Source organism: Paraburkholderia sp. BR13444 (genome assembly GCF_040948755.1).
GTDB classification, from domain to species: domain Bacteria; phylum Pseudomonadota; class Gammaproteobacteria; order Burkholderiales; family Burkholderiaceae; genus Paraburkholderia; species Paraburkholderia youngii.
Genome location: NZ_JBFPKM010000006.1, coordinates 77,011 through 95,080, shown reverse-complemented (window position 1 = coordinate 95,080; position 18,070 = coordinate 77,011). Strand labels below are relative to the sequence as shown.

Below are 18,070 nucleotides of genomic sequence, written 5' to 3'. Positions count from 1 at the left end.
GGCGGACATGAATGCGGTGAGCAACAATCTCGCCGGCAACTATGCGATAGGCAACCGGGCAATCGATTTTCTGGATCCGGTGAACTTCGATACCGGACTATTCTGCGTGATCGGCACGCCACGCGGCCGAGGTCCGATGCACGTCACTGACTCAACGCTGCGACGGTCGCCGAATCGGGCTCCCCGGTTTGCGGAAGACCTACTGATTTCTGGAAATACTTCAATGCCCGGCGTGTGCGACTGCCCATGTGCCCATCGGGAGTGCCAACCGGAAAGCCCAACGCATTTAGCTTCGCCTGCATTTGTGCCACAGTCATGGCAGATGTCTCGAGGGGAGCGGGCGGCATAGCGTTGGCCTGCGGTGCTGACGCGCCGGGTATCTGGTTCCCCTTGGCGTACATGCATTGCATGTAGGCATTGTTGTATTGGTCTTGAATCGACACCTGCGCAATTTGCGAGCTGGTCGCACCGGCACCCGTGCCAGCCACCCCGCCTACGGCTGCGCCGACCCCTGCCCCCTGGCTGTCGCCCGCTGCCGCTCCAAGCGCTGTACCTAAAGCAACCCCGAGAAGTGCAGAGCCCACCGCAGCCCTATTCGCTGATTCCGCTTGACCGGCGACCTCGGATTGCGCGTACTGCTTGCATTCCTCCTGGTTCTGCTGGAACGCCCGGAACGGTACGGCGGAACCCGGCATGACTTGAACCGTCGGTCCCAGCGGCGTGCTTGCGCAAGCACTAAGTACGACCAGCGTGACCGCCGCCGCGGCGATCGAGTAGGTTCTGGTTGCTCCGTGCGCGCCTACAGTCGCCCCGACGACGGGCGCGACCGCATGCGTAATCCGGCTCGTCGCATCGTAGAACGGTACCTCGATCGTGGCGGACCGCGTGAAATTATTCTCCGCTTGGCGTGCGACGGACAGCGCCTCGATATCGCACCTTGAGGTCGGCTTTCCGGTAAGTCCCGCATGCGACACAACATCCGCACGATGCCCCAGCTCATCCGCCATTTTCGCGTTCGGATAAGGCGTATGCGTCATCGCGTTATAGAAGGCAGATGCTGTTCTCGGTCTGGCCTTGGCGGCTTCGAGTCCTGCGCGCGCGGGCCAGACGGCGCGGAGCATGAATTGAGGAATTTGCAAACCAGTGCGCGCTGCGAGCGAGATGCCCATCTCGCAGCGGGCGACGTCGTTCTTTAAATTCGAGTTCGGAATCTCGCCGTCTGGCGCGTCGCCGTTCTTTCCTTCCACTGAAGACGCGGAACTCATAGGAACCTCCACTGCCAGGATTCAATTGCCTCAGATCCGTGTGACCGCGGCCCTTTCGTGAACTGCAGCGTCTTCACCGGTTCGCCACCGGTAAATAATCACGATCACCCTCGTTAGAAAGGGGGGCACACGTGGAACGTACAGCCAGAAAATCGAAAGAGCGGCCTGCTTTTTTTAGTTCCGTCGTCTGTCTGACCGGATCGACAACGAGATTCCCCTTACGCGCTTCAGGATGCGCCGTTCCGCGGACACGCATGAGCGGCTTAGGCCGCCCGGTGCAATTCCCTCGACCAATTCGCGTTCAATGGGATTGGACGCCCCTCATCTCCACCCCGGTCGGCCCTCTACGACCTCGGATGTAGTTCGTTTGGTCGATTGGCGCGCGATGTCCGGACTTCTACTCTGTGAGCGTCTCGAACGGTGCGCTCACTCTATCGTGCGTCCGTGTCGGAACACATGGCTTGCCAGGGGTGCGCAATGGATCGGCAAGCTGAACGCAAATGGATCGACTCGAACAGGGCCACGCCATGACCTTCCTTACGCAGTTCCAAGCCGCCCAGTTGTTTGCCGACAGGCGCTTCGCTGATATTTGCCGGAGAACGTCATGGCCGCGGTGAGCTACCCCGAAGGCGCCGGGATCGATGACGATGCCGCGACCCTAATTGATCTGTGGCATCGGCGCACCAGTCTTTCCGGCATAGAGATGGGCTGCATCTACACCCTCATACGGCGTGCGTTGCGTGGATACCACCCGTCCGAATTGCGGGCGCTCTCCGAAGACAAAGACGAACTCATCGCCCAGTTCATCTTTTCGCGCGTGCTGAGACTGGATGCCGATCAGGACGTACCGTATGAGCCTACGATGAGCGCCCCCTTCAACGCCTACGCGATCTGCGCTTATTTCCGGCGTTACCTGATTGACTGTCTACGCAGTGCGAGACACCGGCGCAACATCTCGATCGAGATCGAAGGCGTTTCCGCCGAACTCGATACCCATGCGCTATCGCTCGCCGATCCGGTCGAATCAGTTCTTGCGGAGTACGGACTCAATGAATCGCGAACGCGGCAGGCAGCTCGCGCATTCTTCTTCTCACTAGATCAAGCGGACCGACTCATTCTTGTGGCCAGCCTGGGGGCATATTGCGGCGTCAAAGGGGGGCTCAAGGCCATCGCGGATCAGCATCGCCTGCCGTCCTATCACTATCACGCGCGAAAGCTCGGCGTGACGATGAAGAAGTCGGCGAGTCCCGATGACTTCGCCAATACAAAAATCGGCAGTTGGATGAGAGATACGTTAGGCATCGAGATCGTTTCCGAGAACCGGCCCGTCATTCTGATCGTCCTGAATCTGCTTGCACTCGATGCGCACGAGTGACACGCAACGTCGCCGCAACTGGATGTGCGCGGCGTTTGGGAGCGTGTAACGGGCCTCTCGCGGCCCACCATACCGAAAACGAGGCTTCGGATGAAAACCGTTGAAGAGCAGTCCCTGCGCTATCAGGTCGACAAATGGCTCGCACCGACTACGACACGAAGCGTGCACGTCGTTCGCTTCAGCCGGACTTCTTCGGACAGAAGGCGCTATGTGTGTGTCGAAACCAGTCATCCGATGAACTCGCATGCGCTGTTCTTCTTTCGACATGACGACGGCTGCTGGAGAGTCTTCCACGCGCTACCGGACAGGCCACAGTTCAATGCAGAGCGCCGTGCAGCGTGAGTGAGCACGAAAGTCCTTCGGGTTGACTGGTTTCGCACCGTCACGCAGCGGACAAGTCAGCACCCATTCCGCCAAACCCAATTCCCGGCAGGCCTCCCTGTCAAATATGCGACATGGTCCCATTCAGATTGGAATCACGCCGACGCAGCTCTTTCCGGAAACCCGCGGGCCGGCATTGCTTCTGTCACCTGTACACGGGTTTCATTCCAGTTTGATAGACCGTTTCGCACTCACCCGAGCATACACACATCGCCATCGTGAATATCGCTCTGTTGCTTGTTGCTGTTGACGCTGCCGTCACTGCTGGCGAACACCCAGTGTGACGAGCCGGTAGCGTCTGAATCCGCGGCGATATCAATACCGAAACTCTCGTCGATGTTAATCGGCACATTACTGGCCACTTGCAGGCCTGTGCGATCGTCCCACGCGTTCACGGTGACATCCGTCATCTGGTTGTTAAGCAGACTAAAGTGAATTGTGCTGGCCATGACTGATCCTTGACACGATGTTCGGATGGAGACCCGTCCGAACGGCGACTTGCGGAATGCGGCGGTTCGCACGTGCCGAACGTTGTATCGGCATTGCTGAAGCACTCTTTAAACCCGACTGACGCTTACATTTCTGGCGAGTGCTTCAGCGCATGATCAACTGCCTCTGAAAACAGCCAGTTAAGCGGTGACCGTCCCTCCGAGATCGACGCCTTGACTATTCAGTTGAGCTACCACGAAATCAGGAACCGCATTGCTCGCAAAAAGTCCCTTTAGATCGTCGAATGCTACCGAGCCCATGCAGGCAACACACGCGCCGATGTAGACCCCAACCGCGACCGTCGCTACCTCGCCGAGCGTTGCCAGAGCCGCCTCATCGACCCCGGTGACTGCACCCGCGGCCAATAGCGCGCCGATGGTCACATCCGCACCACCAGAATTTTCCAAGGCATTGTGAAGTTTGTCCAAGAATTCTAGTGCCTCGTTTGCGTCCTGGACGGTTGGAACAGGGAATCCACTGCCTTGCATGCACTGGGCCCAACGATCAGAAAATGCACTCATATCAACCTCCAATTTTCCTATGTTGCAATGAGTCACGCTGCACATGGCAGATTGACCGGATTAAACCGCACAAGCACTCGCATCCGTAATTTGCTTGTATTTTGGAATGCGATTATTTTTGACGATAGAGAAACCATCTAATCGTCATTACGTTAACGAGTTACGAATCGACATTTTGCATAGTGCGGACTCAATCTTGTTTCCGAACTTAAAGATGAGCTTTCCACACACGCAACGTTATTTCGGAATACGACGCGATCAAGTACTTTTTAGCTATGGCGTGGCACGACACATACAACGATAGTTGCAATCAAAGCGATGGATCCAGTGGCGTGATTCGGGCGAGCATTAGCGTATATTCCTCCGCGGCAATCTGCCGGAACTTCATGTCGATCACAGCCATGCGCTGTTCGTCGACGATATCCGGAAAGAGCCGTTGCGCCGCATCCTTCAGCACGATGTCTGGACGCGCGACACATGGCGGATCGTTCGATGCCGTCGAATCCAGCGCCTTCACCAGCAGATAGACCGGCACGACATCCGCGAGGCCGATCGGAATCAGCTTCGTCGCAGCATCGCCGAAATGGCGTCGCACTATAGCCTGCGAACCGAGGCGCAGCATGTAGCGGAACGGCATCCCCGTACGGATTGAGAGCAACACCGGATCAACTGCGGCCACCTGTTCGACCGAATTCAGGCCCTCGGCCTCAAATGTCGCTACGATCGGCAACGTCACGCCTTCGAGTGTGAGCAGCTTGTCGGGCGCGTTATCCTTCTTCTCCGTTTCGGTGATCTGTGGAAAGCCGAAGCGGCGTACCAGCTTTAGCAACGCATCGACCGGAAAGGTACCCAGCGCGAAGGCCATTGCGGCTCGCGCGCCATCGGATTGCGTAACGTTGTTGATGATCAGCGCGAGTGGGATCGCGAGAAAAATGCGCAGCGCGTACCAGTAGACGTCGGCGACATTGAGTGACTTGCGGCGGATGGAGAGCACGGAATCGCTCACGACGAACATGAACGAACCCGCGAACGACGCCATCAGCACGCGCTGGCTGATGCCGTAGATGCAGCCGGCGGTCTCGCTCGCGGCACACGGTCGCCCATCGAAAAAGCTCGTGCCGACGAGCCCCGCCGCAGCATAGACGACCACGTGAAGAATGAATACGGGGGGCACGAACGGCGCCAACCCATATTGTTCGTGATAGATGCGAGCGAACAGGCGTTCGCAGATGTCGAGGCGCTCGTCGGCCATGCGCTGCCATTGCGCTGCAGCCGGGCGCGGCGCAGGCGGAGACGCCTGCAAGGCGCCGCCATCCTCCAGGGCGTAGATGAGGCGCTGCGACCAAAAGCGTTGCAGATACGCCGAAAGCGCGCTGCCTTTCAGGCTGTTTTGGAACTCCCGATAGCGCGTGAACCAGACCAGGCTCAGAAAGACAATGAGCGGCGTGCCGGAGATCACGGTCGTAAGCGCCCCGAGCGAGACGACGAGCCTGAGCGACGCGCCTGTAGCATTCACGACGTAATGCATGAATGCCGCGCCGCCAACGTTGATGCCGATGAGGCCCGTGCTCAGCATGACCGCGCGGCTCGAGCCGGTGAGATGGCGTTCGACGAGCGGGCTGGGTTTGCGCGCGGTCGATGAGGTTGGCAATGAGAGTGTTGCGGTAGACATGGCACGGCTCCTGACACTGCGAAAGCGAGGCCATCACCATTGGATGCACGGCCGATCATTCGCCCGACAAACTGATTTCCGTGTTGCCTTTGCAGTTTGAGCCGCGAGCGCTGCGCGCACGCCCTGTCGACCTTCGTCGGGCCGCTGATCGCACCCGCATCCGCTCCCCTACGCGACGCGTGGGCAATGCGGCAGGACAGACCGTCCATCGCATCGCGCGCGATGGACGCATTCGCCGACAACGAGTTGTCACCACTCATTGCGCGTGCTTCATTGCGCCTCGCGATGACTGCAAACTGCGCCTTATTGATCGATTCTCGGTCTATCATTTTGAATTCTTCTACAACGATTCATCTTCATTCATGAAGTCAACGTGTCGAATATGACATTTGACTCCGCGCTCGTGTGGGCACCGGAGAATTCCGGATATATCTCTATGCGATGGCTGCCTCCCGCGAGGATTTGTCGGTAATGCAAACGATCTACGCATTACACCAGCACCTCGCCAAATCTCGCTCTTCAGTGGCCTCATGGCAAAGCCTCTTCAATCTAAGCGGTCCTGCCTCGTTCACTCGTATGCACGTTGTTCGTGCAGTGAATTACGATCCCAACTTAACGAAATGGAGTCCTTCATGGACAAGATCACATTCATGGCTGCGACAAGCAGTTCCGAAGCTGGCGCCGACCTCTGGCTCGACGCGGTGCAAGCCGCGATGGAGCGTTTCGAGATCAACACGCCCGCGCGCCAGGCTGCGTTTCTCGCGCAAGTCGCGTACGAAAGCGGCCGGTTCCCGTCGCTGCCCGTGTCGGAGAATTTCAATTATTCGGTAGAAGGCCTGCAGGCAACTTTCCGCTCGCTCACGCCCGGGCAATGTGCGAGCCTCGGGCGTCAGCCGGGCGAGACACACGTGCCGCCAGAGCGCCAGCAGCAGATCGCCAACGTCGTCTACGGCGAGCGCTATGGCAACGGCCCCGCCGCGACGAACGACGGCTGGAACTATCGCGGCTCGGGACTCATCCAGTTGACGTTCAAGGAGAACTTTGCGCGGGCGGGTGAGGCGATCGGCGTCGATCTCGTCGGCAATCCGGACATGGTGCGCAGTGACGCCGCCACTGCCGCGCTAGTGTCCGCGTGGTACTGGCAATCGCACGGCTGCAACGAACTCGCCGACGCGAACAATTTTTCCGCCATCACAGCGCAAATCAATCCGGCGCATGCGGGCGAGACGGGCCGTCAGGAAGCGTTCCAGCTTGCGAGCAACGCCCTCAACGCGATCCCAGGCACCGAGCAGAGCGGTATGGCCGTCGTATGACTCCCTGGAGGCGGCGACGGACTTCATGACCATGCCTATGTCAACGCATGAGTGAACGCACCGTCGCCGACGAGCTTGCCCATCTTCTGATACTCCCGCTGCGTCGCTGAAATCAGATGACTCATGCGGATCATGTCGCCATCGTCTGCGGCGAGAAATGCGGCGGCCAGCGCGACGTTGCGGATGTTGCCGCCGCTGAGGTTGTAGCGGCGCGCCATCAGCGCGAGATCCAGGTCCGGATCGCGCGGCGTGTGCTCCGGCAATATCGCAATCCACATGCGATGCCGATCGCTCTCGGTCGGCAGCGGAAAGTCCACGGTGAATTGCAGGCGGCGCACGAACGCCTCGTCCATGTTGCGCCGAAAATTGGACGCGAGAATCGCGATGCCCTGGTATTCTTCGATCCGCTGCAGAAGGTAGCCGACTTCGATGTTCGCGTAACGGTCGTGCGAATCCTTCACGTCGCTGCGCTTGCCGAACAGCGAATCGGCTTCGTCGAAGAAAAGGATCGCGTTGGCGGTCTCGGCTTCGTCGAAGATGCGAGCGAGATTTTTCTCCGTCTCGCCGATGAATTTGCTGATGACGAGCGACAGGTCGATCTTGTACAGATCGAGCCCCAGCTCATTCGCAATGATGCCGGCCGCCATCGTCTTGCCCGTTCCCGATGGCCCTGCGAACAGGAACGTCAGCCCCTTGCTCGATGCGAGCTTCTGCTCGAAGCCCCATTCGTTGAACACGCGATTGTGGTATTTGACGTGATTGCAGATTTCACGCAACTGCGCGATGCGATCAGCGGGCAGCACGATGTCCTTCCAGGTGAAACGCGGCGTGATCTTTTGCGCAAGCGCCGCGAGCGCGCGGTTCGAATTGAGTCGGCACGCGTCGTAGAGATCCTTCGACGTGATGTTTCCGCTCCCGCGGTCTGCGCCCTTCACATCTTTCGTGCGCCATGTCGCGAGACTCATCGCCGAGCGCCATGAATCGTCGATCTGTCCTGGCGTGAAGCGGAACTTCGTCGCGACGCCCTCGAGATCGAGCGCATCAAGTGTGGCCCCGTGCGCCTGCGCCGTCTTGCGCCACAGATGCGCGCGCTCCGCAATGTCCGGCCGTGCTAGCGGGACGGCGAAGAAGCGCACGCGGCGCAATGCACTGCCCGGTAGCCACGAGGCCTCGCCCGCGAGGAACGACAACGCGACCTCTTCGACTGCTGCGAGGCACGCGCGCAAGGCGGGGTGCTGTTCATGCGCGAGCAGCGCATCGAAGCCGTCGATGTAGAGCACCGCGTCCGCGAGGCGCGCTTCACGCGCGATCAGCGCGAACTGCGTATTGAGGTTGACGTCCGCATCGGCGAGCAGCAGGCTCGCATCGACACACAGGAACGGCACGCCGCGTTCGCGGCAAACCGCGCGAGCGACCGTGAGCTTGCCCGCGCCCGCCGGGCCTTGCAGATGCACAGCGATGGCCACGTCATGAGTCTTCTGATGCGCCAGCGTCTTGAGGCCGTGTAGTGTCGACGCCGGAAGCACGAGTTCGTCCAGCCCGTGTCGTGGCGCTTCGCTTCGCAGATAAGGCGCGATGCGTGCATCCGGTGCATTCGACCCCAGCAAATACGACACGATGCGCTCATCGGTACGCAGCAGCTTGCCGATGAACGGCGGCAACGGCCGTGACGCATCTTCGAACACTTCGATCAGCCGCGCGCGGCGCAACGGCGCATCGGCGAGGAAATGTTGCCGCGCGACGATCCGCTGCAACGGGTCAGGAACCAGAAGCGCAAGCACCAGATCGATGCTCGGACGCGTGCGGGTGACGTCGTCCTGCAGATACGCATAGAGCTTTTCGTACCGCGTGTCGAGCTCCGCCGCGAGGCAGACCAGCAAGATATCGATATCGAGTGGATCGAGCGAGAAGATCGTCGCAAGCCTGGCAAGGCGCAGTTCGGTGCCAGCTTCGATCGTCGCGCTTTCATGCTCGGCGATATGGCGCGTGACGGCTGTGTGATGCTCAGCATTGGGCGATGGGTCCAGCAGCCAAGCGGGCATTGCGAGCGGCGCGGCAAGCAGCGCGTCGACCTGCTGTTCCGAAACATAGAGGCCGCGGAATTGCTCGTCTTCCCGCTGCATGGACCGAAAACGCGCCACTTGCGCGCGGATCTTGAGGTCGATCTGCTCTAGTCGCGCAAGCACATGCTCTAGCGAAGACTCGTAGCAAGACACGGCCATCACCCCGCGACAGCAGCGACATGCAACAGCGACGGATCACATGTCACTTCGATTGCCACGAGCGAGACTCTCACATACGCTTCGCTGCGAATCTCGATCGACAACGTCGACGTTTCCAGGTGCAAGTCGCCTTCCTTGACGTGCCAGGTCTCGTCATAAGGGCCGCTCCTGATCTCCTCTTTGAGGAGGCTCTTCGCAATGTGCTTGCGCGCATTTGCATCCCATCCGCCGAGAAACAGTTCGACCGACAGGCGCGCATCGTTGATTTCGCCGGCAACGCGCAAGCGCAGCACGCGCGTGACGCCTGGCGCGAGCGATATCGCCATCGTGCCGGCTGCACCTTTGGTGTTGGGCTTCTCATCGATCTCGCGATGCGCCCGCGCCTCGGTCGGACCGACGCGAAATGGCGGCGGTGCCCCTTCCTGGTCTGCCGGCAGGGGCGTCGGGCGAAACGGCATCCGCAGCCAGCCGCGCTTGAGATGCGTATCGAGGGACTCGGCGGTGACGGAGCCGGGCGCGAGCAGCGTTTTCATGTGCCGACGATTGGTTGGCTTGATAGCGTGCGCGCTCACATGGCTCTTGTCGTCGAGCTCGATGGTCGCGAGGATCACCGCCGCCTCCACCGCACCCGGCTCTACCGTCACCACCCCATAGCACTTGCGCGTGTTGCGTTCGCCGTCGTCATCACTGGCTGGAACAACGTCGTCTTCCTCATAGTGAAGGCTCACGACGAGAACCGCGTTCGCTTCATTCGACGGCAACTGAAGCTTCTCCTCGTGCCTCAGGTCAATTTCATGCCCGAGTTGGTCCACGGCGAAGCCCGGTGATACGACGATCTCATTGCCGCCCGCATGCCTGACTTCCAGCCCATGAACTATGCCCCAGCCGTGCAAATTGAGGTTGTGGCGATAGCGCGCGTTCGCGTGGTAGCGCTGCTCGTCGCGAAAGTCTTCCTCGTTCAGTAGTTGCCCCCGGTAGTACGCCGGTTTCTTGTGGATGAACTGTTTCTTGTGCATTTGATGTACCTCTCAGCCTGCCATCGGTTCCCGCCGACCGCGGGTCAGCACCAACTCGTATTCCGTATGCGCGGGTCGCGCAAATTCGACCACCGCGCGCACGCGCTCTTCCAGATCATGCGGCGCGCCATGCGCCCGGGCTAAATCGCGCTCGTGAAGGCGGAACTCGACGCGAAACCGGTACGGCTCACTCACCGCGAGCTCCGTATCCACGCCGAGATGCGAACGCCCGATGACGAAACCATGCACCGGGTTCTCGTCGATCGACGACTCGCCGATCTCGCCGAAGCACAGAGCAAGGAGCTTCTCCATGTAATCGCGCGTGCCACGTCTGCCGTAAAGCGGCACAATGCCGGCCACGATACGCCGCAGCTCATCTGCCGAGAAATAGCGATACGGCGTGAACGCGACCCACTGCGCGAGCCACGGCATGAAGCGATCCGGCGCGGGCGGCCGCGCTTCATTCTGGATGCTGGCGGGCCCGTTGATGGTTTGCCGGGACGCGCTCGGCCTCACGCCGAGCGGTGCGAAAAGACGCGGAATCGCGTCGATCTCGTCGGCGATGGCGGGGGCGTCCGCGTTGCCGCTCGCGAGCAGCATGCGCTCGAACGCGCTGAGCAGCATGCGCAACTGGTCGCCGCCGGTGGCGCGATAGATCGCGGGGAGCGCGGCCAGCAAGCGCCCAGCGGTGTCATTCATGACCGCCTCCCCGATGACGCATCCGGCGCGCGTGATCGTTCACGCCGGCATCGATGAGCGTAACGTGTGCGCGTGACACCGTCAGCCGCAGTTGCTCCCAAGGCTTGAGCAGCACCGAAGCGAGCATGCCGCCGCTATCGCGTAGGAAGCGCCCGAACGCGTCATCGGATAGATGCGCGGGGCCGCCGAGCACGGTGTCGACGCCGATCGTCGCCACTGCGCCTATCTGCACGCCGACGCCGCGCGCCTGCAGTTCAGGGTCGCTCGTCGCATCGAGCACGGTGACGCCCTCGACATAGTCGATCCCGGGCGCGGCATCGATTGTCCTCGCGATCGACGCGAGCGGGAGCGTGCCGCCCAGGCTCACCGCCTTCGCGTTGCCAAAGCGTCCCGCGAGTATGTCGTCGATGGTCGCCAGCGCCTCTTCAAGCGATATGCCTGGCAACGGCGCCACCGCGAAGGCGATCGACACATGCAGTACCGCGGGCGCGACGACCGAAAGTCGCGTCGTCAACAGGCAGCGCGACGCGAGATCGCGGCTCACTTTTTCGCGCACGTGGCTGGCGACGTCGTCGGGCACATCGGGAGGCAGCGCCAGCACGACGCTCACGTGTCCGCGTGCCTGCCTGGTGGCGTCGGTTCCACGCACGCGCGCACCGCCCAGATTGACGTTCGCCATGCAGCACGCGCCGATCGCACGACCCGGCAACTCAAGCGCCGCCGCCGCGCGGGCGAAGCGCTCGAAGTCTGCGGGTGTGATCGCGCATTCCATCTGCGAGAGCGCGCTCACCGCGTCGCCGGTGGCACGCGAAAGTTCGAGGGCGAGATCGACCACACCGTCGGGCTGTGTGACGAGCGGCACGATATCGTGAGACGGCGCGCCCTTCAGCAGCCGCAGGAATTGCAGCTTCGCGGCGGGCGTGACGCGGCCGACGCGATACAGCAGCGCATCGGTGAAGTAAGCGAGCAGTTCGATCAGCGTGACGCCCGGATCGGACGGATTGTGGTCGGTCCACTCGGGCGCGTGCACCGGCACGAGTGCCATGCCTTCACGCACGAGCGTGTCGTAATCGCGCTCGACGACAATAGGCGTTTTCGGCGCGTTGAAACCGGTATCGACTGCGGGCGTGGACATGATCAGCGGCTCGCGTGGATGAAATGACTGCCCGCGCAGATCACGAAATCACTGCGCGCTCGCACGCCGGGTGCGGGCTCGATGAAGCGCAGGCGCAGCGCGCGCACTGCCTCGATGCCTTCGATCGCATCGAGACAGGCCAGCAGATCGGAGGCATGCGGCTCGACGCCAAAGCGCCAGCCGTGGCCCGCGTCGCCGCCCGTCAACGGATGCAGATACGCATCGAAGCGCGCCGCGCAAGCCACGCGCACGCGCTCCGGCGAGGCGTCATCGGCGACAGCCAGTTCGGCATCGACGCAGACTTGCACGTAAAGCGGCCCCGCCAGAACCAGTTCGATGCCCGCCGGCGCGCGCGCTTCGAGATAGCGCTTTACCGCCGCGAGGAGCGCGAGCGTCGGCTGCGGCGCGCGATCCGTGCCGCGCGGCACGACGATTACGCTTACGACGCCGAGCGCCGCCTGTCCGCGCACGTCGCCGGTCGACACGTCGCGCCCGCCGAGGCACTCCGCGCGCGCGACTTCAGGCGACGCGCGCAGCGCGAGATCCGCGTAGTCGTCGCGGCAGACCGCACGGCCGCGATGACGCAGGCGCGCGAGCGACGCGCGGCGCATCACGTGATCGTCGGGAGCGTCCTGTCCGCCGCTCGCCCAATCGCAATTCGCCGCCGAAGCGACACACGGCACCGTCGTGCGCAATTGCGTGACGGCGAGCGGCGGCTGATTGCCCTGCGCGCCGCCTCCCGCGCTGTAGCTGATGCGCACGTTGTTACCGCCGGCGGGGGGCATCCGACCGCGCCGGCCATCGCCGAAGCGCACGGTGCCCGTCATCCCGTCCAGTACGAAGTCGCGCGCGTCGTGCCCGCTTGCCGTGAAATCGTCGACGCGGTTCCAGCGCACCCAGTCGCGCGCCGAGCCGGTATCGGATTCGCGCACTTCGACGCGCACCTCGCCGCCGACCACGGGGGCCCGCGCGGTTCTAAACGTCTGCGACGGGCGCTGCGTCGCCGAGCCGAGCAGCTCGTGTTCGAAGCGCAGCGCCTGTACGGCGGGTACCGCGTTGAGCACGATCTGGCGGATCGGCGGCGCATCCTCGTCGGCTGCGTCGAGCAGCACGCGCAGCCACAGCAGCGCCTGATCGGCGTCGAGCAGTGTGTCGTGCCATGGCGCGATGCCGCCGTGCGCGAGGGTCACCTGGACATAGCCCGGATGCCGCAAGCCCCCCGTCGTGTCGATGGAGTCGCAGTCGCGCCAGCCATCTCCGTTCGATACTTGCCAGCGCGGCTTGTCCGGGCCGTGGCCGGAAGCTTCATTGTCGCGATAGATCGCGCGCGCGCCATGCTGCGCCATACCGACATACAGGCTCAGATTGCGGCCAGCAAGCTGTTCAGGTAGCGCACGCAGTCCGACGTACAACGCGCGCGCGGTCTGATCGAGCGATCGAAACGGCTGGAACGCGGCTCGCTCGCCGGTCTCGCCCAAAGCCGGGCGCGCCCACGTCAGCCCGTTCTCGACGATGATCTCTCGTGGCGCCACCGGCCCCACGTGCAGTGACATCGCAAGGCCGATGCGCGCGATAGAAGGCGGCGCGTCCATCGGTACAGCGAAGTTTTCCGCCGATGCCGTGCCCACGCGATAGTTTCCCGACGCGAGCCGGACGCGAAGCCAGCCTCCGGCGGCGCCGTTGATGGTTGCCGGAACCGCGTCGGCCGGCACCGAGAAGCTCACCGTACCGCTCCTCGTGAAGGCCTGCGTGGCATCGTCGACGGACACCGGGCGCCAGCCGTTTGCAGTGTGAGCTTCCCAACTCACGCGCGGCGCGCCGTCACGGCTCACGGGCGGAATCGGCGAGGCGCCGGGCGCGGCATCGGCTGGATTCGTCAGCGCGATTGTCAGCACGACGCGCGCGCCCGCCACGGCGAACGCCTTCGACGCCAGATAAAGCACGTCGTTAAAGCGCGGCCGCTCGCCAAACGGATAAAAGTCGCGCGTCAGATCGACTGGCACGCGGTTTGAGAGTGCGGTATCGAGGGTGGCTGTCGTCAGCGCGCGATCCGCGGAAATCGCGAGGTCGGTGATCGTGGGGCCGCAGGTGCCGGGCCCGTTCGCATTGGCGCGCAAGCGGCACGTGAGCCAGCCGTTCTCGACGCCGTGCAGCTTGCTCGCTTGCCACGTCGGCGGCGCGCTGAAGACGACCGCACCGCTCTTCGTGAAGCCGTGCGTCGTATCGCTCGACGGATCGAACTGAACGAATCCATCTGGTCCGCACATGCCCCATTGCAGCGAAAGCGGTTCTGTCGGAGCCTGAGCGTTCGCGATCCGCACATCAAGCGAGAAGCCGGCGAGATCGGGCTGGCAGAAGAACGCCCGATGCCCGATGTGCATCGCCCGCACGATGGGCTGCGCATGGGTGCCAAGCGATTCGCCATCGCGTAGTCCTTGCGACGAAACGGCCGCGCTCGCATCAGCGAGTGTGCCCGCGTTTGCATCGACCCAGATGGCGCACGCGGCCTCCGCTCGCAGCACCTCGAGATCCGCAGTGGTCTGGAACACGACCGGCTGCGCCTGCGCGCCCGAGCCCGGCGCAGCGACTTCGGTGAACTTCGGCACCACGGGCACGGGCGCGCCCTCTCCCGCCTGCGCCGCCTTGAACGCGAGCGGCGCATACGCGGGCGTGGCTGGTTCACGCCCGTTTTGTCCGCTGTCGAGCATCTCGACGAACGCGGCCAGATGCGCGACGGGCGCCGCGTTCAGCCGCTCGGTCAACACCGCGCAGTAGTGCGCGAAGACGCGTGTGAGCGCATGCCGCAGTGGATCGGCGGCGCTCGCATCGTCCCCGGTGTCGCGAAGCTCGAGCGCGTCCGAGACCACGGCGTCGATCGCGGCCGCAGTGCGTTCCTGCGTGACGAAAGGTGCATGGGCGAGCATCACGTGAGCGGCCTGTCGAGGTAGAACGGATAGACGAGATTGAAGCGGTTGTCCGTGAGCCGCACGCGGTAGTCGATTTCGATCAGCAACTGCTCGCCGTAACCGCCCGCGCCCGATGCCTGCACCTGCATCACGTCGATGCGCGGCTCCCACTTCTCGAGCGCCTCGCGCACATGAAACTCCGCCATGCCCTGGGTGGACGGTCCATTCACGCTGAACACCAGGTCGTGCAGGCAGCAGCCGAAGTCCGGGCGCATCACGCGCTCGCCCTTCGCTGTCGAAAGGATGAGGAAGATCGATTGCCGTACGCAATCCTCGTAGCGCGCGACTCCGATGCGCTCGTCCTTCAGCGCGACGGGGAACTCCCAACCGACTCCTAGCACCTGCGCGGGCATGTCCTTCGCCTCCTTAGCTATTGATATTCACCAGCGCGCCGGAAATGCTCATCGGCCCGGTGGATGCCATGTCGAGCGTGGACATCGCGCTGATCTTGACGTCCGCCTTCGAATCGATCTCGATGCCGATGCCCTGGAGCGTGAGTTTGCCCGCCGTCGAGCGGATCGAAATATCGCCCTGCGCCTCGATCGCGATGGTGTTACCCGATGCGCTGATCGTGATCCTGTTGTTGCCGGTCTTGTCGATGATCTCGATCTTCTCGTCGCCAGCCGCATCGGACAGGCGCACGATGTGTCCGCTTCTCGACTTGAAGCCGCGGTTGTCGTTCTTGCCGTTGGTGTTCGATTCGTGTGCGACGTCCCTGCCGTTCCATAGGGAGCCGATCACGAATGGATGTTCGACGCTGCCATGCTCGAACGCGACCAGCACTTCGTCGTCTACTTCGGGCAGAAAATACGCACCGCGCCCGTTGCCGGCCATCATCGTGGCGACTCGCGCCCAGTTGCTCTCGTCGTCCTGATTGAGCCACGGAAAGCGCACCTTGACGCGATGCATGCCGTCCGGATCCTGATTGTTCGTCACGACGCCGACCACCACGCCGTAGTAACGCCCTTCGCTGTCGGCGTGGGCAAGCAGGCTGTGCAGGAGCTGGTCGTGCATCATGTCGCGTTCCTCCGCGCGGCGAAGCGCACGCGATAGCCTTTCTTGAGCGAAAAGCGCTGCTCGGTGCTCGTCACGTAATAGAGCCCGCTGAAGCGATCGCCGAGCCCTTCGATTTTGACGACGATGCCCGCCCGCATCCGCGGATCGCCAATGCACACGCCATCGCCACGGATATAACCGAGCGCCATTTCGCCGAAGCGCTGCTTCGCCATCAGATCGGCATCGGCCTGGTTCTGGACAGGCGCGCACACGCTCGCGCCGCCCGATTTGCCGAAGATGCTTGCCACGCTCGACGGTCCCGACTTTTTGCCCGCCATCAGTCCGGCTTCGTCTCCCGCGCCCGAGCGGCCGACGATCTCCTTCTTGCTCTTCGGGTCCCAGCCTTTGACAAGCACTTCCTGCACCTGTCCCATCGTCGACATGCGCGGCCGGAATTCGAGCAGCTCGATCTCGGGCCGCAGCGTGAGCGTCTCGCTCGCGTCGATCTTGCGCGGGCGATAGATCAGCGAACGGTCGTCGACGACCACTTCGTAATGGATGCGTTTCGCGCGTGCGAGCAGGAATTCGAGGTCCGTCTGGTTGTGCTGGAACACGTAGGGCAAGGTGACCTTCGAGTCCTCGACTTGCGGTTTCAATCCCGCGCCGCCCGCCAGTTGACTGGCGATGTCGCTGTCCTTCACATTGGTGTACGAGCGCGTCTTGCGTTCGCGCATCAACCGATGACGCCGGTCGTAGCCGCGCACGGTAAGCGTCGGCGGCGCGTTTTCGAGAAAGGCCGGCTCGAGTCCGGTGATCTCGCCGCTGAAGATCACCTGCCGGTGGTCGCGATAGCCGATCTCGATCTCGACGGGATTGCCCTCGCGAAAGATCGCTTCGTCGACCCACTTCACTTTCATCTGCGCGGTGTCGCGGCAGGTCAGCGAAAACGTGAACATGCTCATGGCATCGACATCCTCGAGCACGCACACGTCGATCAGGTCGGCCGTCGCAGCTTCCGGCAGCGGCGAGCCATTGATCTTCAGCCCGAACTCGGGCGCGAGCGTATCGAAGCCGGTGCGCGCGTTCACAGGATGTCCTCCGCCCTCATGACGCGGGAGGCGCTCGGGCGCACCGGCGGCAGCAGGATCGTGGAGCCTGGCGCAAGCGTGAGCGGATCGTCGATGCCGTTGGCCGCCGCGATGTCGCGCCAGCGATTCGCATCGGCATATTCCTGCGCGGCGATGCTGGCGAGCGTCTGCCCGCGCCTGACCGTCAAGACCTTGGCGACGTCAGCGGACATGAGATTCTGCTTCTTGCGATCGTCGATGTTCGAGCGCCATTGCTTGAACGAGCATTTGAGCGTGGCGCGAACGGGCGTGCCGAGTTCGGTGAACATCGTATAGTTCTGATCGATCTGCGTGAGCACGCCCTGGAAGAAAACCGCTTGCGTGCCCCATTGCAGCCGGCACACCGGCGGACGATGTTTGTCGCCCGCCACAGCTGCGAGCGCGAGCAGCTTCTTCGTTTCGGCGAACACGCTGTCCTTCTGGTCCATGGGCTTGTCCGAGTCGTAGGTGTCGAAGAACAGATCGACCGAGAGCGTGGCCGGGTCCCCGCTCGTGTAATGCAGCTCGGGGGTGTCGCGCTTGGCCGCGTTCTGACTTTGCCAGCTCACGGAGCGCGATACCGACAGCGTCTTCGGGTTGAACTTCACCTCGATGTTGGTTTCGCTGTGCTCGTCGAAGTGCACGTCCTTCTCACCGCTGCCGACCTCGACCTGAATGACCATCTTCGCTAGGCCCATGATGTATACCCCCGGCGTTCCTGTTCGATGGCGAGCTTGTCGAGGATCAACTGCCACGCTTGTTCGGCGAGTTCGCTGGCGTCTGCGCCCGTGTTCGCGGCTGAGCCTGCGGCTGCCGTTGCGCGTGTGCCGGCGCCGGCGCTGGCGCTCACGGTCGGGGGCGTGCTGGCCGTCGCTGGGGCGCCGACGTCGCGCGTAACGTGCGTGAGCGGGGAA

16 protein-coding genes are annotated in these 18,070 nt (G+C 62.6%); 3 read left to right on the top strand and 13 right to left on the bottom strand.

Annotated features, from left to right (window positions below):
- Positions 1-143: 143 nt before the first annotated feature.
- Complete coding sequence (locus AB3X95_RS18710; RefSeq protein WP_368622373.1) at positions 144-302, bottom strand: peptidoglycan-binding protein; 159 nt, start codon at positions 300-302, stop codon at positions 144-146.
- Positions 303-1,869: 1,567 nt separating this feature from the next.
- Between AB3X95_RS18710 and AB3X95_RS18705 the strand changes: the two genes are divergently transcribed.
- On the top strand, positions 1,870-2,640 hold the full coding sequence (locus tag AB3X95_RS18705; protein ID WP_368622169.1) for a hypothetical protein: 771 nt from the start codon (positions 1,870-1,872) through the stop codon (positions 2,638-2,640).
- Between the two features lie 90 nt (positions 2,641-2,730).
- Positions 2,731-2,982 carry a hypothetical protein gene (locus AB3X95_RS18700; RefSeq protein WP_368622168.1) on the top strand — a complete coding sequence of 84 codons (252 nt, stop codon included), beginning with the start codon at positions 2,731-2,733 and terminating at the stop codon, positions 2,980-2,982.
- A 230-nt stretch (positions 2,983-3,212) separates the two neighbouring features.
- Here the strand turns inward: AB3X95_RS18700 and AB3X95_RS18695 are convergent, their stop codons facing one another.
- From AB3X95_RS18695 to AB3X95_RS18685, 3 genes are all read right to left on the bottom strand, one after another.
- Positions 3,213-3,470, bottom strand: a complete 258-nt coding sequence (locus AB3X95_RS18695) for a hypothetical protein (protein ID WP_368622167.1) — start codon at positions 3,468-3,470, stop codon at positions 3,213-3,215.
- Between the two features lie 180 nt (positions 3,471-3,650).
- Positions 3,651-4,031 (bottom strand): hypothetical protein, encoded by a 381-nt coding sequence (locus AB3X95_RS18690; RefSeq protein ID WP_368622166.1) that lies wholly within the window; start codon positions 4,029-4,031, stop codon positions 3,651-3,653.
- A 310-nt stretch (positions 4,032-4,341) separates the two neighbouring features.
- Complete coding sequence (locus AB3X95_RS18685) at positions 4,342-5,703, bottom strand: hypothetical protein (protein ID WP_368622165.1); 1,362 nt, start codon at positions 5,701-5,703, stop codon at positions 4,342-4,344.
- Between the two features lie 632 nt (positions 5,704-6,335).
- Between AB3X95_RS18685 and AB3X95_RS18680 the strand changes: the two genes are divergently transcribed.
- Positions 6,336-7,016: a glycoside hydrolase family 19 protein gene (locus AB3X95_RS18680; RefSeq protein WP_368622164.1), complete on the top strand. Its 681-nt coding sequence runs from the start codon at positions 6,336-6,338 to the stop codon at positions 7,014-7,016.
- Between the two features lie 35 nt (positions 7,017-7,051).
- Here the strand turns inward: AB3X95_RS18680 and AB3X95_RS18675 are convergent, their stop codons facing one another.
- From AB3X95_RS18675 to AB3X95_RS18635, 9 genes are all read right to left on the bottom strand, one after another.
- Complete coding sequence (locus AB3X95_RS18675) at positions 7,052-9,202, bottom strand: AAA family ATPase (RefSeq protein ID WP_368622163.1); 2,151 nt, start codon at positions 9,200-9,202, stop codon at positions 7,052-7,054.
- A 35-nt stretch (positions 9,203-9,237) separates the two neighbouring features.
- Positions 9,238-10,131 (bottom strand): hypothetical protein, encoded by an 894-nt coding sequence (locus AB3X95_RS18670; RefSeq protein WP_368622162.1) that lies wholly within the window; start codon positions 10,129-10,131, stop codon positions 9,238-9,240.
- Positions 10,132-10,266: 135 nt separating this feature from the next.
- Positions 10,267-10,953, bottom strand: a complete 687-nt coding sequence (locus AB3X95_RS18665; RefSeq protein WP_368622161.1) for a phage tail protein — start codon at positions 10,951-10,953, stop codon at positions 10,267-10,269.
- Positions 10,946-12,088: a hypothetical protein gene (locus AB3X95_RS18660; protein ID WP_368622160.1), complete on the bottom strand. Its 1,143-nt coding sequence runs from the start codon at positions 12,086-12,088 to the stop codon at positions 10,946-10,948. The genes AB3X95_RS18665 and AB3X95_RS18660 overlap by 8 nt, the downstream gene beginning before the upstream one ends.
- 2 nt (positions 12,089-12,090) lie before the next feature.
- Positions 12,091-15,012 (bottom strand): putative baseplate assembly protein, encoded by a 2,922-nt coding sequence (locus AB3X95_RS18655; RefSeq protein WP_368622372.1) that lies wholly within the window; start codon positions 15,010-15,012, stop codon positions 12,091-12,093.
- Positions 15,012-15,407 (bottom strand): GPW/gp25 family protein, encoded by a 396-nt coding sequence (locus tag AB3X95_RS18650; RefSeq protein WP_368622159.1) that lies wholly within the window; start codon positions 15,405-15,407, stop codon positions 15,012-15,014. The genes AB3X95_RS18655 and AB3X95_RS18650 overlap by 1 nt, the downstream gene beginning before the upstream one ends.
- A 13-nt stretch (positions 15,408-15,420) precedes the next feature.
- On the bottom strand, positions 15,421-16,071 hold the full coding sequence (locus AB3X95_RS18645) for a phage baseplate assembly protein V (RefSeq protein ID WP_368622158.1): 651 nt from the start codon (positions 16,069-16,071) through the stop codon (positions 15,421-15,423).
- Positions 16,068-17,138 (bottom strand): phage late control D family protein, encoded by a 1,071-nt coding sequence (locus AB3X95_RS18640; RefSeq protein ID WP_368622157.1) that lies wholly within the window; start codon positions 17,136-17,138, stop codon positions 16,068-16,070. Before AB3X95_RS18640 ends, AB3X95_RS18645 begins: the two co-directional genes overlap by 4 nt.
- On the bottom strand, positions 17,135-17,854 hold the full coding sequence (locus AB3X95_RS18635; protein ID WP_368622156.1) for a LysM peptidoglycan-binding domain-containing protein: 720 nt from the start codon (positions 17,852-17,854) through the stop codon (positions 17,135-17,137). The genes AB3X95_RS18640 and AB3X95_RS18635 overlap by 4 nt, the downstream gene beginning before the upstream one ends.
- Positions 17,855-18,070 lie beyond the last annotated feature (216 nt).